This window comes from Streptomyces aurantiacus (assembly GCF_001418335.1).
Taxonomy (GTDB): Bacteria; Actinomycetota; Actinomycetes; order Streptomycetales; family Streptomycetaceae; genus Streptomyces; species Streptomyces aurantiacus.
In genome coordinates this window covers 1-14,053 of sequence record NZ_LIPP01000393.1, presented here as the reverse complement: position 1 = coordinate 14,053, position 14,053 = coordinate 1, and the positions used below count along the sequence as shown (strand labels likewise).

The following is a 14,053-nucleotide window of genomic DNA, read 5'->3' as shown; positions in this document are numbered from 1 at the left end:
GCCCGGGCCCGGGGGCCGACGAGGGATCCCCGCACGCGGTGAGCAGCAGCGCTCCTGCCAGTGCTCCCGCCAGTGCGCCCGCCCGCACTCCGACGATCCACGGCCTGCCCATGCGGCAACTCCCGCCCCGGTCACCGAAAACGGCCCCCAGACAAGCACAGGGGGCCGCAAGGGGGAAGGGGCGGCGCGGCTACGAGCCCGTGGCCGGCCGCGGAGAACCGGCCGCCCGTGTCACGGCTTCGAGCACCCGGTCCGTATCGGTCTCGGACGTCCGCCAGTTGCTGAACGCGGCCCGCAGCGCGTGTGCGCCCTCGTAGAACGTCGGTGTCAGGAACGCCTCGCCGGACTCCGCGACCGCCCGGCCCAGCGCGTGCACCCGTTCCCGGGTGGCGGACCCGGCGAGCGTGAAGCAGACGACGTTCAGCCGGACCGGGGCGAGCAGGCGCAGTTCCGGTACGGCAGCGATGCCCTCGCCGAGCCGCCGGGCCTGCGCCACGTTCCGCTCGACGATCTCCCGGTGCCCCGCGCGGCCGTACGCGGCGAGCGAGAACCAGGCCGGGAGGGCCCGCAGCCGACGTGAGTTCTCGGGCGTGAGATGCACGAAGTCGGGCTCGCCCGTGGGCAGTCCGAGGTACGGCGACGCGTTGTGGAAGACCCGCACCTGCAGATTCCGGTGGCGGGTGAACTGCACGGCCGCGTCGTACGGGACGTTGAGCCACTTGTGCAGATCGACGCAGACCGAGTCGGCGGCGTCGATGCCGTCGGTCAGGTGGGCGTGCTCGGGGGACAGCGCGGCGAAACCGCCGAACGCGGCGTCCACGTGCAGCCAGAAGTCGTACCGCTCCTTGAGCTCCGCGATCGCCCGCAGGTCGTCGAAGTCGACCGTGTTGACCGTCCCGGCGTTGGCCACGACGACGGCCGGGCGCCCGTCAAGGGCTTCGAGCGCGTCGGCCAGCCGCGCCACGTCGACGGCCTCCCGGCCGCCGGGCAGCACCGGTACCGTACGCAGCCGGTCGCGGCCGATGCCGAGAACGGACAGGGCTTTGGGGATGCTGGAGTGCGGGCTGCCGGAGAGCACGTCGACCGGACCGAGTGCGGCGGCGCCGGCATCGGACACGCGGACCCCCAGACGCTCGCCCAGCCATTCGCGCGCCAGTGCCAGGCCGACGGTGTTGGACACGGTGGCGCCCGTCACGAAGGCACCGCTGTGTGCCTCGCCGAGCCCGAACAGCTCGCGCAGCCAGCCCAGCGTCTCCCGTTCGAGACCGCTCGCCGAGGAAGCGTCTCCCCCGGTGGCGTTCTGGTCGTAGGCGCTGGTCAGCCAGTCCCCGGTGACCGCGGCCGGGGTCGCGCCGCCGGTCACGAAGCCGAGGTAGCGGGGGCCCGCGGAGGCGGAGAAGCCGGGCGCCCACCGCTCGGCGAACCGTGCGAGGGCGCCCTCCGCGCCCACGCCCTCGGCCGGGAGGGGCCGCGCTTTCGTCGTCTCGGCCGGTGGAACCACAGGGCGGTCCCCGATCCCCGACACCTCCCGGGCGGCGAAGTCACGGGCGGACTGCAGGAGCTCGGGGAGCCGGGAGAGGTCGTCGGCGAGTGCGGGATGCATAGCGGGTAGCGTAGGCGGGCAGCCCTACGGAAGCAGGGGCCGATCGCGGAGAAGCGACCCCGTGCCGAATGAGCCGGTTCAAGACCATGTCACCGTTTCGTTCCAGCCGGGCGGGCCCCCACAACTGAACTGCCCCGGTGCGGGTCTAGCTGACACTGACAGGGATCGACCGGAACGAAGGGGAAGGCCTGACCATGGGGCACATACGCAGAGGTGGCGCTCGCAGAGGTGACGTACGCGGAGATGACGTACGCCGAGGTGACGTACGCCGACGGGCAGCCGTCGTGCTGGGGATCACCGGGCTGATGGCGCCGCTGGCCGTCGCACTGGGCGTGACGCCCGCGCACGCGGCGAGTTGCACCACGACGAGCGGCCCGTATCAGAAGCAGGTGGAGAAGTTCCTCGGCCGGCCCGTCGACGGCAAGCAGTCCGCCGCCGACTGCAAGGCGACCAAGGCCTTCCAGACCAAGCACGGCATCACCCCGAACATCGGCTACGCGGGCCCCGTCACCTGGGGCGTGATGGACCTGATGAACAAGCAGAAAGCCGTAGGGAAGAATCCCAACAAAGACGGCAAATGCCCGGTCAACAAGGGGCGCATCGCCTGCGTCGACCTGACACTCCAGCTCAGCTGGATCCAGGACGGCAAGACCCTCGTGTACGGACCGGTCCCGGTGCGTACGGGCCGCAACGGATACGAGACCCGCACCGGCCTGACGAAGGTCTACTGGCGCAACATCGACCACGTCTCGACCATCTACGACGTGCCCATGCCCTACAGCCAGTTCTTCGACGGCGGCCAGGCCTTCCACTCGGTCGGCGTGAGCATGTGGAACCCGCCCGGCTCGCACGGCTGCGTCAACATGACGAAGACGGACGCCAAGAAGTACTGGTCGCTGCTGAAGAAGAACGACGACGTCTACGTGTACGGCCGCAAGCCGGGCACCTGACGGGAGGCGGTGAGGATCACAGCGATAACTCACATGGTCTTCACGCAGAGCCCCGTATGATTCACGGTATGTCCACCACTCACCGTCGTGCGCCGGGAGCCACGCAGCGATCAGCCGCCGAGGTCAACGAAGAGATCCGGGCCCTGTGGCTCCGGGCCGGCGGGACGCTGAGCGGCGAGCAGCGGCGGGAGTACCAGCGGCTCGTCCTGGAGTGGGCGTCAGCGACCCCCCGGCCGCACTGGCACGCGGACTCGTCGAAGGCGGCCTGACCGTACGGTCGCCCGACCGTACGGTCCGCCTACGAGTCCTCCGGCGGTGCGGTGTTCCGGCCCCGAATCCCGGGTCGGCCCTTCAGTTCTTCAGCCCTTCATCGCCCCCTGGAGCAGTCCCGCGATGAAGCTGCGCTGGAAGACGACGAAGAGGATCAGGATCGGCAGCATCACGATGATCGTCCCCGCCGCCAGCGTGGGGATGTCCGTGCTGTTCTGACCGACGAAGAAGCCCAGACCCGCGGGCGCCGTGTGCTTGGTGGTGTCCTGGATGAGGACCAGCACCAGCAGGAACTGGTTCCACGACCACATGAAGACGAGCAGTCCGAGTGTCATCAGGGACGGCCGGGCCAGCGGGAGCAGAATCCGTACCAGGATGGTGGCCGACGAGGCGCCGTCGATCCGGGCCGCCTCCACCAGCGATGTGGGCGTCGACTGGAAGTGGGTGCGCATCCAGAACACGCTGAACGGCATGAACAGCGCGATCTCCACCAGGATCACGCCCAGGTACGAATTGGTCAGGCCCAGGCTCCGCAGGTCGAAGTAGAGGGGCACCACGATCAGCTCCACCGGGATCGTGAGGCCCGCGATGAAGAACGCCGCCACCGCGTTGCCGCCGGGAAGGTTCATCGTGCCCAGCGCGTAGCCCGCCAGCGCGGAGAGGACCAGGCAGGCGGGGACCACGCCGACCGCGATGACGAGGCTGTGCCGGATGAGGTCGGAGAAGCCGGCGACCGACCACGCCGTCTCGTAGTTGTCCCAGCTCCACCGCTCCGGCCAGGTCAGGCCCACCACCGGGGTGCCCGCCGGCTGGAGCGAGGCGAGGAAGACGCTGAGGAACGGGATCACGACGACGATCGCCATGACGGTGAGGAGCGCGTAGCCGGACCAGCGTTCCGAGCGCGCGACGGTGTTCATGTCCGATCCCTCGACAGTCGGTTGATGAGGTAGACGATCGCGAGTATCAGGATGCTCAGGACGACGGCCAGGGCCGCGGCGAGCCCCACCTTGCCCTCGGAGAACGCCAGTCGGTACACGAGGAGGCCGGGGACCGTCGTCTGCTCGCCCGGGCCGCCGTTCGTCGTCACGTACACGATGTCGAAGCTGGCCAGCGCGGCCACCGTCGTGACGGTCATGGCGACGGCGAGTTCACCGCGCAGCTGCGGCAGGGTCACGGAGACGAACTCGCGGACGGGGCCCGCGCCGTCGATCCGGGCCGCCTCGTACAGGCTGGGGTCCACCTTCTGTACGCCGCTGAGGAAGAGCATCATGCACAGGCCGCTCAGCACCCAGGTGCCGACGAGTCCCACGGCGATCAGCGCGGCACCGAAGTCGCCCAGCCACGCACGGGTCACCCCGTCGAGACCGACCGCGCGGAACACCTGGTTGACCACCCCGTCGTCCCCGTACAGCCAGCGCCAGGTCACACCGACCGCGACGAGCGGAACGACCTGCGGCAGCATGAACAGGAAGCGGTACGCCCCCATGCCGGGCCGCCGGTAACGGGCGAGGAGGCCGGTGGACACCAGCCCGATCACGATGGGCACGAAGGAGAAGAACACCACCAGGACCAGGGCGTTGAACACCGACCGGCGCAGGATCGGGTCCTGGAAGATCTCCGCGTAGTTGCCGAGGCCGACCCAGTCGCCGAGGGTGACGCCGTCCCACTCGAACAGTGACAGATATGCCGTGTGCAGGGCGGGCAGCACAGCGAACGCGAAGTAGACGGCGAACGCGGGCAGGACGTACACGTACCCGCGCCACCGGCTTCGGCCGCGGGCCTGCCGGCTACGGGCCTCCCGGCCACGGACCGGTGGCCTACTCCCCATGATGGTCCTCCCACTCGTCCTGAAGAGAGTCGAGGTACTCGGCCGGCGCGACGCGGTCCGCGATGAGCTTCTGGACGCCGGAGCGCAGCCTGTCGAGCATCGCGGGCGCGGCGAAGTCGGGGAACGTGGTGATCCCGTCGTCGGCCACGGCCCGCCGGTGGCCCTCCGCGATGTCCGCGAGCACGCCCGCCGGCTTCTTCACGGCCTCGGGGTTGGGCGGCAGGAAACCGTTGTCGCTGATGATCTGGCCCGCCTCGGGCGAGGTCAGGAAGTCGAGGAACGCGCCTGCCGCCTGGGGGTGTTCGGTCTTGGACGACACGGCGTAGGACACGCTGAACCCCGAGGCCACCGTGGGGGAGCCGGCCTTCTCGCCGGGCATCGGGAAGAAGCCGACGTTGTCCCCCATGACGGTGGCCAACTGTCCGGCCGCCCAGTTGCCGTTGATCAGGAAGACACTGTCGCCCTTGGCGAACTGGGCGGTGGAGTCGACCTGCGCGGTGCCGTTCGCGGACTCGTTGTAGTAGCCCTTGCGGCCCCACTCGACCATGAGTTCACTGGCCTCGACCGCAGCCGGGTTCTCCATGGTGGCGCCCTTCTTGCCGTTCACCCAGTCCCAGTACTCGTCCGTGGGCATCAGCTGGTTGAGCAGCGCGGCCCACAGGTGCAGGCCGCCGGAGTCGAGTGCGCCGACGCCGAGCGGAGTCAGGTCCGCGTTCTTGGCCGCGGCGAGCTGCTTCTCGAACTCCGCGAGTGTCGTGGGCGGAGCGCCGATGCCGGCCTTCTCGGCGAGTTCCTTGTTGTAGTAGATGCCCGTCATGGACAGCCCGGCCGGGACCCCGAACAGGGCCCGCCCTCCGGTGGCCTCACTGGTCCGGCCCGCGGTGAGCTGGTCGAGACTGACCGGGGGAATGGCGTCGTCCCAGCCGTACGCCTCCCGGTAGGGCGCCAGGTCGAGGATGTGGCCGTCCGCCGCGAGGTCGGTCATCCCGACCGCGTACTGCGCGATGTCGGGCGCCGTGTCGGAGGTCATGGTCAGCTTGAGGTTCTGGACGTAGTCCGAGAACGTCTTGTACTGCGGCTCGACGCCGATGTGCGGGTGCTCTTTCTCGAACGCGGCGATCAGCGCGTCGACCATCAACGGGGCGTCGGCGAACTGCAGTCGCAGCGTGACGTCCCCGTCCGGCACGGCGGTCGAGGACGGCACGCTGGTGGGACCCGGCACCGCCGTCGCGCTGCCCGGGGTGAGCGCCTCGCACGCGGTGAGCGGGAGCACCAGGGCGACGGCGCAGACCGTCGCGGCGATGCGGCGGCGCACCCGCTGTGTGCTGTCCATCCTCGGCCTCCTTGCGTGGTCTCGTCGTTCGGAGATCGGTACGCCGGCCCCTCGGGCAGACGGCTCTGTCAGCCTCTCGGGCAGCGGTCCTTGACCCGTTCCAGCAGCTCGCCGTTGCGGCGCTCGGCGTCGGCGTCGGTGTTCTGGCTGACGATCAACGGCGGTTCCTGCCCGTGGTGTTCGGCGATCAACTGGGCCGCCCGGCAGGTCAGGGCGTTGACGAGGGCCGCCCCCAGCACCGTCGACAGGGCTCCCACGGCCAGGTCGCCCAGCGGCACCACCGTGTCACCGGGCGGGCCGTGGGTGTCGATGACGATGTCGGCGACGTCGAGCAGGCGCTGCCCGCCCGTGTGCCGTGACGCGGCGGCCAGGGAGTGCGCCCGGCTGGTGACGGCGACGACGGTCGCCCCCAACTCCCGGGCGCCGAGGGCGAATTCGACGGGCACGGCGTTGATCCCGGAGTTCGAGACGACGACCACCACCTCGCCCGCCCTGATGTCCGCCGTACGGAGGATCGCCGCGGCGTAGCCGCTGACGCGTTCGGCCGCGCCGGCGTGCCGCGGGGCGACCGGGGAGAGCGCCGGGTCCGCGATGACGTTGACCGGTGCGAGACCGCCGGCGCGCTGCAGCGGTTCGAGGGCGACGAGTTGCGAGTGGCCACTGCCGAAGTAGTGGACGACGCCCCCGGCGGCGACGCTGTCCGCGACGGCGCGGGCGGCACGCTCGATCGCGGGCCGCTCGGCGGTCGCCAACGCGGTGAGGTTCTCCTGGAGCGCGGCAAAATAAGCGAGATCGGCATAAGCGAGATCGGCGTTCATCGTGTCGAGGCCACCCGAGGTGTCGAACGGAGCCGCTGGCGTGGCTGTGGACCGTACCAGAGGGGTATGGCGCTGCCCAGCCCCACGACCGATCGGCCTTCTTTCTGGTCGACTTCCTTGACCGCTCCGAGTGTCGCGTCTAGCGTCGAGAGTTCCGTGGTACGTACCACAGTGGTCGAGGCAGGAGTGGTCCGGCGATGACACCTCCCGAGGAACCGGGCACGGGAACACCGGCCGCCCGGCACCTGCTGCGCCGCCTGCTGGGGGACCGGGCCGCGGAGTTCACCGCCGACGTGGTGCCCGCAGGCCACGGGGCCCCCGCGCCCGACTGGTACGAGGTCGACGCCGGGCCGGGTGGCGTGGTCCTGCGCGGCTCCAGCGGTGTCGCGGTCGCCTCGGCGCTGCGCTGGTACCTGCGGACCGCCTGCGGCACGCAGATCACGTGGGACGCGCCCGTGCCCCGGCTGCCGGACCGGCTGCCGCGCACCGGCACGGCCGCCCGGACGACCTCCCCGTACCTCCACCGCTACCACTTCAACGTGTGCACCTTCGGCTACACCACGGCGTTCTGGGACTGGGCGCGCTGGGAGCGCCACATCGACTGGATGGCCCTGCACGGGGTGAGTACGCCGCTGGCGATGACCGGCCTGGAAGCGGCCTGGCAACGGGCCCTGCTGAGCGCCGGCCTCGACGACGAGACCGCCCGGAGCTTCCTCGGCGGGCCCGCCTACCTGCCGTGGAACTGGCTCGCCTCGCTGGACGGCTGGGCCGGTCCCCTGCCGCAGAGCTGGATCGACGGACATGCCGACCTCGGCCGGCGCATCCTCGACCGGGAACGCGCCCTGGGCATGCGGCCGGTCCTCCAGGGCTTCTCCGGGCACGCCCCGCGAGAGCTGATCGCGGACCGGGGCGCCCGGTCGACGACCCTTCCCTGGTGGGACTTCGAGGTCGCCATGCTGGACCCGCGCGACCCGCTCTTCGAGGAGTTCGGCACCACTCTCCTCACCGAGCAGACCCGGCTGTTCGGCACCGACCACCTCTACGCCGCCGATCCGTTCATCGAGACGACCCCGCCGGTGAGCGATCCCGCCGACCTCGCCCGGGTCGCGCAGGCGGTGCACGGCGTCATGACCGCCGTGGACGACCGGGCCACCTGGGTCCTCCAGGCCTGGCCCTTCTCCTACCGCTCCCGCTACTGGACACCGGAACGGACCCGTGCCTTCCTCGACGCCATCCCGGACGACGGAATGCTGGTCCTGGATCTGTGGGCCGAGCACCGGCCGGTCTGGCAGCGCACCGACGGCTACCGGGGAAAGCCATGGGTGTGGTGCATGCTCCACAGCCTCGGCGGGCGGCCCGGGCTCTACGGAAAACTGGACGAGGTCGCCACCGGCGCCGCCCGGGCACGCGCCGACGTACGCGGTGGGTCGCTGTCCGGAGTCGGCGCGAGCATGGAGGCGTTCGGCGGTGATCCGGTCCTGTACGAGCTGCTCGCGGACGTCGCCTGGCAGGGCGCCGTCGACGACGTACGGGCCTGGCTGGACACCTGGACCAGGGCCCGGTACGGCCGTGCGACGCCCGGGCTGCTGCGCGCCTGGGAACTGCTGCACGACAGCGTGTACGCGGCCGAAGGACCCGGGCCGTCGGGTTCGGTGATCGTCGGCCGGCCCACGCTGGAGGGCGATCTGCGGCACGAACTCCCGGTGCACCTGGCCGACCCTCCGTCCCCCGACGTGCCACCGGGCCTGGCCGAGGCCTGGACGCTCCTGGCCGGCGAAACGACATCGGAGGACAGCGCGGGACCGCTCGGCCGGGACCTGTGCGACGTCACCGCGCAGGTGCTCACCCACGTCGCGTGCGCGCGGCAGTGGCGGGCGGCGGACGCGGCCCTGGCCCGGGACGCCGACGGCTTCCACCGGGCCGCCGGCGAACTGCTCGACACCATCGAGGACTTGGACGAACTGCTGGCCACCCGGCCCGAATACCGGCTGGACGCCTGGCTGGCCGACGCCCGCGGCCGGGCCACCACCCCGGCCGAGGCCGACCTGTACGAGGGCAACGCCCGGCGCCTGCTCACCCTCTGGGGCCACACCCGCAGCAAACTGCACGACTACTCGGGCCGCCACTGGGCCGGCCTGGTCGGTACGTTCTACCTGCCCCGCTGGCGAAGCTGGTACGAGCACATCGCCCGGGCGCTGGAGACCGGATCCCCTTACGGGGCCGAGGAGTTCGAGGCGGCCCTGCTCGCCCAGGAGGAGCGGTGGGCGGCCGGCCGGAGCGGGGCGACGGCACCGGGAACGGACACCGCCGGAGCGACCCTGGACGTGGTGCGTACGCTGATGCCCCGCTACCGCGTCCGGCAGGGATAGCGGACAGGTGCGAACCGCGGAGTGAATGTGACGGTCGAGGACAGGCGCTCGGACGCCGACAGGACGGACTCCTACAAGCACGAGGCGTTGCGGCGACGACTCCAGGCCGACATCGCCCGGATGCGCCCCGACGAGGCGCTGCCCACCGAACGGCGGCTCGCCGAGCGGTACGACGTCAGCAGGGCGACCGCCCGGCGCGCGCTCCAGGCGCTCCGCGAGGACGGCCTCATCCGCAGTGTGCGGGGCGTGGGCACGTTCGTCTCGCACCCCCACGTCACCAAGACGTCGACGCTCACCTCGTTCTCGGAGGACCTGCGCTCGCGGGGCTACCGGCCCAGCGCCGAACTGCTCGCCGCGGAACTCGTCGAGGCCGACCTGCACCACGCCACAGCCCTGGGTGTCGACCCCGGCACCACCCTCCACCGCATCGAACGGCTGCGTCTCGGCGACGGCTTTCCCATCTGCTTGGAGATCGTCCACCTCTCCGTCGAGCGTTTCCCGGACCTGGACGAGTCACTGCTCAAGGGCTCGTTGTCGGAAGCCCTGCAGAGCACCCAGGGCGTCCGGGTCGTGCGGGCCACCCAACAGATCCGCGCGGTAAACGTGACCGGCCGCCAGGCCGGGCTGCTCCGTGTCAAGGAGGGCTCCGCCGCCCTGCTGGTCCGACGCACGGCGTTCGACGAGACGGGCCACGTCGTGGAGTACGGCGAATCGCTGTGCCGGGGCGACCTGTACGAGTTCTCGCTGGTGGTGACCAAGTAACGGCGCACGCTCTGCCGTCGGCGAATCTGCTGAGGGCCGAGATTCCTTCCGCGTCGCAGCCGGCGCACCGAGGGTGGAGACACCGCGGCACATCGGGCCGCGCCACCGCCAGGAGGAGCGATGGCACTCAGCAGCACCGGCTTCGGCCCAGGGCCCCGGGCCGAGGAGGGGGACACCCCTCCGTTACGGTTCGACGACCACCTCGCCGCCCAACTCCTCAACCAGCGCATCATCTTCCTCGGCACCCAGGTCGACGAAACCTCCGCGAACCGCGTCTGCGCGCAACTGCTCCTGCTCTCCGCGGAGGACCCGCGCACCGACATCGGCCTCTACATCAACAGTCCGGGCGGTTCCGTCCACGCGGGCCTCGCGATCTACGACACGATGCGGCTCATCCCGAACGACGTGTCGACCCTGGCCATGGGATTCGCCGCGAGCATGGGGCAGTTCCTGCTCACCGTCGGCACCCCCGGCAAGCGCTACTCGCTCCCGAACGCGCGCGTCATGATGCACCAGCCCTCGGCCGGCATCGGCGGCACCACCGCCGACATCGCCATCCAGGCCGAGAACCTCCAGTTCACCAAGGAGACCATCGAGCGCATCACCGCCGAACACACCGGCCAGAGCGAGGAGACGATCTCCCGCGACGGCGACCGCGACCGCTGGTTCACGGCCGAACAGGCCAAGGAGTACGGCATGGTCGACCGGGTCGTCGAATCCCTCGGCGACGTCCGCCCGGCCTCCTCGAAGCGACGGATGGGACTCTGACATGGGCCAGTACACGATCCCGAACGTCGTCGAGCGCACCCCGCAGGGCGAGCGCGCGTACGACATCTACAGCAAGCTGCTCTCCGAGCGGATCATCTTCCTCGGCACCGACATCGACGACGGCGTGGCCAACGTCGTCATCGCCCAGCTGCTCCACCTGGAGTCCTCGGCGCCCGAGCGGGAGATCGCGATCTACCTCAACTCGCCCGGCGGCTCGTTCACTTCGCTCATGGCGATCTACGACACGATGAGCTTCGTCAGCGCGCCCATCTCGACGTTCTGCGTCGGACAGGCCGCCTCGACCGCGGCGGTGCTCCTGGCGGGGGGAGCCCCCGGCCGGCGCTTCATCCTGGAACACGCGCGCGTGCTGCTCGGCCAGCCCGCGAGCGGCGGTGCGCAGGGCACCGTCTCCGACCTGAGCCTCCAGGCCAAGGAGATGGTCCGGATCCGTGCCCAGGTCGAGGAGGTCCTGTCCCTGCACACCCACCACCGGGTCGAGACCCTGCGCGCCGACATGGACCGCGACAAGGTCTTCACCGCGCAGGAGGCGGTGGCGTACGGGCTCGCCGACGAGGTGCTCAGCCGGCGCCTTGCGGTCGCCGCCTGAGGAGTCCGCCCGAGGAGTCCGCCTCAGGCGGCGAGGCGGATGTCGCCCGTCCGGGAGCGTGCCTCCGTGCGCCGCGGCGCGGTGCGGGACCCGAGGGGCCGGGGCCGGACCTGACGCATGAGACGGCGGTGCGACAGGGCGAGCAGATCGGCGAGGCCGAGCCCGAGCGCGTGCGCGGCGGCCGCGAGGACCTCGGACGAGGCCTCCTTGCGACCGCGCTCCAGCTCGGAGAGGTACGGCATGGAGATACGCGCCGCGTCGGCGACATCCTTGAGCGTCCGTTCCTGCGCGAGCCGTTCGCGCCGCAGGACGTCACCCACGACGTCCCGCCACAAGGGCTCCCTCGGCGCCGGTTCCACCGGTTCCGCCAGCTCCGGCGGTGCGGCCGGAGCGGATGGTTCGGCGGCGGCCGGAACGGGTCGCAGAGGGATGACGCGGGCTCGGTCGGACGCGTGGCTGCTCACCCCTCCACCCTAAGAAGCGCGGCCCGTTTCAGGGAGACCGCCGCGTTCTGCCCTCGGCGAATCACGGGTCCTGGCCGTGCCGTTCACTCAGTGGGTGTGCGGCTCGTCCCGGTGCACAGGACCGTGCGCGGCGTCGCAGTGCGAGCCGTCGGCGGCGGCGCCGGTGCGGACCTCCAGGACGTCCGCGCGAGCGTGGTCGACCTGCAGAGTGGTGTGACTGACCTCGTAGTCGCACTGCAGCATCTTCTCCAGGTCCCGGCGGACCGTGTGGCAGTCCGCGACGGGTTCGACCAGGACGTGCGCGGACAGTGCGGGCTGTCCCGACGTGATGGCCCACACATGGAGGTCGTGCACTTCGGCGACCGAGGAGTGCGCGGCCAGCCGGTCCCCGATGACGTCCGGGTCGAGGTGCGCGGGCGCCGCCTCAAGGAAGATCCGCCCCGACTCCCGTACGAGCCCGTAGCCGGCCTTGAACATGAGGGCCACCACGACCAGCGTGGCGATGGCGTCGGCGCGCGCGAACCCGGTCAGGAGCACCACGAGACCGGCGATCGCGGTGCCGATGAACGCGAACAGGTCGTTGAGTATGTGCTGGTAGGCGCCCTCGATGTTGAGCGAGGTGCGGTTGGCCTTCGAGATGCACCAGGCCGCCGCCACGTTCACCACGATGCCCGCCAGGGCCGTGTAGAACATCAGCCCGCCCGCCACCTCGGGCGGATCGAACAGCCGCCGCACCGCCTCGTACGCAAGCCAGGCACCGAGCAGCAACAGGGTCAGTCCGTTCGCCTGGGCGGAGAGGATCTCGGCCCGCTTCAGGCCGTACGTGAAGCCGCCGCGGGCCGGCCGCTCGGCCAGCCGCATCGCGATGAGCGCCAGCACGATGGACACGGCGTCGGTGAGCATGTGCGCGGCGTCGGAGATCAGGGCGAGCGACCGGGCGACGACGCCGATGACGACCTCGGCCGCCATGAACGAGGTGATCAGCGTCAGCGCGATCGCGAGCCATCGGCGGTCCGCGTCCGCGGTGACACCGTGCGAGTGCCCCGCGTGCCCGCCCGACCCGTGCTCGTGGCCGTGGTGCGCGCTGGTCATGAGTCTCCCCCCTCGCTACGGTGTCCGTCCTCCGCAGTGAAGCGCACCTGACGGAGATCGGCAAAGGCTGCATCGGTGACCGTTGTCATCATCGTTAGCCGCCCTCTGACCTGCGGCGACGTGACGCGGTGCCGGATTGCGGCGAGGCAGAGTCAGGCGCCGAAGAGCTGGGTCCAGTACGTGCCCGCCGAGCCGCCGCCCGCGAAGCCGACGCCTATGTGGGTGAAGGCGGGCTTGAGGATGTTGGCGCGATGGCCGGGGCTGTCCATCCAGCCCCGTACGACCTCGGCGGGGGAGCGCTGGCCGCAGGCGATGTTCTCGCCGATGGTGCGGCGGGCGCTGCCCGCGGCGGCGGCCCGGTGCCAGGGCTCGCTGCCGTCGGGGGAGGTGTGGGAGTAGAACGCGCGAGCCACCATGTCCACGCTGTGCGCCTGCGCCGCCCTGATGAGCAGGGGGTCCTCGGTCAGCGGCGGCAGGCCGGCCGCGGCCCGCTCGGCGTTGGTGAGCGCGACGACCTCGGCGGTGGTCCGCGCCAGCCCGTCGGAGGTCAGGGGCCGCGCCCACAGCGCCGTCCAGTAGAGCGTGCCGGTCCGGCTGTCGGGCACGCAGGCGACACCGGCCTCGGTGAACGCCGGGTCCTGGACCGTCCGCCGGGACTGCTCGCCCGAGAGGCAGTACTCCACGAACCCGGCCGGATCGAGCGGGCCCGACACGAGGTGCTCGCCGATCGTGAGATACGCGTAGCCGCCCGCGGTGACGCGCTGATGCACGGAGAGTCCGTCCGCTCCCTCGGAGCCCAGCCGGCCTCGCGCCGCCATGCCCGCGGCATGCGCCCGCGCGGCGGCGGTCAGACGGGCGTCGAGGGCGACAGGAGGAACACCGACGGAGGCACGGGCGGAATTCACGAGCCCCAGAAAGCCGTCGGCGACGGGTCCAGCGGGTGCGGCGGGTGCGGCGAGTCCGGAGCCGACCGGCCCGGAGCCGACCCGTCCGGACCCGGCGGGTGTGCCACGGGTGCCTGAAACCGCTGCCGTACCGGAGCCGCGCCCCGGCGCGCGACCGGCGTCCCTGAGCCGCCCGAGCGCGGCACGCGCGGCGCCCCGGGCCGTGGTGAGACCGGTGGACCCGGAACCGGCGGACCCGGCACCTGGGACGACGGGCCCCCGGGCAGCGGCGCCCGCTCCCGCTC

14 protein-coding genes are annotated in these 14,053 nt (G+C 71.3%); 6 read left to right on the top strand and 8 right to left on the bottom strand.

Translation table 11 applies throughout. The features are described 5' to 3' along the window. Positions 1-190: 190 nt before the first annotated feature. The gene (locus AOK01_RS36420) at positions 191-1,603 is read right to left on the bottom strand and encodes a pyridoxal phosphate-dependent decarboxylase family protein (protein ID WP_055519318.1); all 1,413 of its coding nucleotides are present in this window, start codon (positions 1,601-1,603) and stop codon (positions 191-193) included. Between the two features lie 305 nt (positions 1,604-1,908). Between AOK01_RS36420 and AOK01_RS36415 the strand changes: the two genes are divergently transcribed. Together AOK01_RS36415 and AOK01_RS36410 are read left to right on the top strand one after the other, a co-directional pair. Then, positions 1,909-2,553, top strand: a complete 645-nt coding sequence (locus tag AOK01_RS36415; protein WP_055519323.1) for a L,D-transpeptidase family protein — start codon at positions 1,909-1,911, stop codon at positions 2,551-2,553. Positions 2,554-2,609: 56 nt separating this feature from the next. Then, positions 2,610-2,822 carry a hypothetical protein gene (locus tag AOK01_RS36410; RefSeq protein ID WP_055519316.1) on the top strand — a complete coding sequence of 71 codons (213 nt, stop codon included), beginning with the start codon at positions 2,610-2,612 and terminating at the stop codon, positions 2,820-2,822. Between the two features lie 90 nt (positions 2,823-2,912). Here AOK01_RS36410 and AOK01_RS36405 read toward each other — a convergent pair whose 3' ends face one another. From AOK01_RS36405 to AOK01_RS36390, 4 genes are all read right to left on the bottom strand, one after another. Beyond that, positions 2,913-3,740: a carbohydrate ABC transporter permease gene (locus tag AOK01_RS36405; RefSeq protein WP_055519314.1), complete on the bottom strand. Its 828-nt coding sequence runs from the start codon at positions 3,738-3,740 to the stop codon at positions 2,913-2,915. Next, positions 3,737-4,651, bottom strand: a complete 915-nt coding sequence (locus AOK01_RS36400) for a carbohydrate ABC transporter permease (protein ID WP_055519312.1) — start codon at positions 4,649-4,651, stop codon at positions 3,737-3,739. Before AOK01_RS36400 ends, AOK01_RS36405 begins: the two co-directional genes overlap by 4 nt. Then, positions 4,641-5,984 carry an ABC transporter substrate-binding protein gene (locus AOK01_RS36395; protein WP_055519311.1) on the bottom strand — a complete coding sequence of 448 codons (1,344 nt, stop codon included), beginning with the start codon at positions 5,982-5,984 and terminating at the stop codon, positions 4,641-4,643. The genes AOK01_RS36400 and AOK01_RS36395 overlap by 11 nt, the downstream gene beginning before the upstream one ends. 68 nt (positions 5,985-6,052) lie before the next feature. Further along, the gene (locus tag AOK01_RS36390) at positions 6,053-6,802 is read right to left on the bottom strand and encodes a sugar isomerase domain-containing protein (RefSeq protein WP_063792924.1); all 750 of its coding nucleotides are present in this window, start codon (positions 6,800-6,802) and stop codon (positions 6,053-6,055) included. 197 nt (positions 6,803-6,999) lie between these two features. On the opposite strand from AOK01_RS36390, the gene AOK01_RS36385 reads away from it, so the two are divergent. From AOK01_RS36385 to AOK01_RS36370, 4 genes are all read left to right on the top strand, one after another. After that, entirely contained in the window at positions 7,000-9,171 is a 2,172-nt protein-coding gene (locus AOK01_RS36385; RefSeq protein WP_055519307.1) for an alpha-N-acetylglucosaminidase, read from the top strand. 27 nt (positions 9,172-9,198) lie between these two features. Continuing rightward, positions 9,199-9,933, top strand: a complete 735-nt coding sequence (locus AOK01_RS36380) for a GntR family transcriptional regulator (RefSeq protein ID WP_079104046.1) — start codon at positions 9,199-9,201, stop codon at positions 9,931-9,933. A gap of 120 nt (positions 9,934-10,053) precedes the next feature. Further along, the gene (locus AOK01_RS36375) at positions 10,054-10,701 is read left to right on the top strand and encodes an ATP-dependent Clp protease proteolytic subunit (protein ID WP_055519305.1); all 648 of its coding nucleotides are present in this window, start codon (positions 10,054-10,056) and stop codon (positions 10,699-10,701) included. A gap of 1 nt (position 10,702) precedes the next feature. Further along, the gene (locus AOK01_RS36370; protein WP_055519302.1) at positions 10,703-11,308 is read left to right on the top strand and encodes a ClpP family protease; all 606 of its coding nucleotides are present in this window, start codon (positions 10,703-10,705) and stop codon (positions 11,306-11,308) included. Between the two features lie 23 nt (positions 11,309-11,331). Here the strand turns inward: AOK01_RS36370 and AOK01_RS36365 are convergent, their stop codons facing one another. The 3 genes from AOK01_RS36365 to AOK01_RS36355 all read right to left on the bottom strand — a co-directional run. Beyond that, positions 11,332-11,772: a helix-turn-helix domain-containing protein gene (locus AOK01_RS36365; RefSeq protein WP_055519300.1), complete on the bottom strand. Its 441-nt coding sequence runs from the start codon at positions 11,770-11,772 to the stop codon at positions 11,332-11,334. A gap of 87 nt (positions 11,773-11,859) precedes the next feature. Continuing rightward, the gene (locus AOK01_RS36360; protein WP_055519298.1) at positions 11,860-12,864 is read right to left on the bottom strand and encodes a cation diffusion facilitator family transporter; all 1,005 of its coding nucleotides are present in this window, start codon (positions 12,862-12,864) and stop codon (positions 11,860-11,862) included. Positions 12,865-13,016: 152 nt separating this feature from the next. Further along, positions 13,017-14,053, bottom strand: a 1,037-nt coding sequence (locus AOK01_RS36355; protein WP_107100007.1) for a CAP domain-containing protein, incomplete at its 5' end; no start/stop codon positions are given.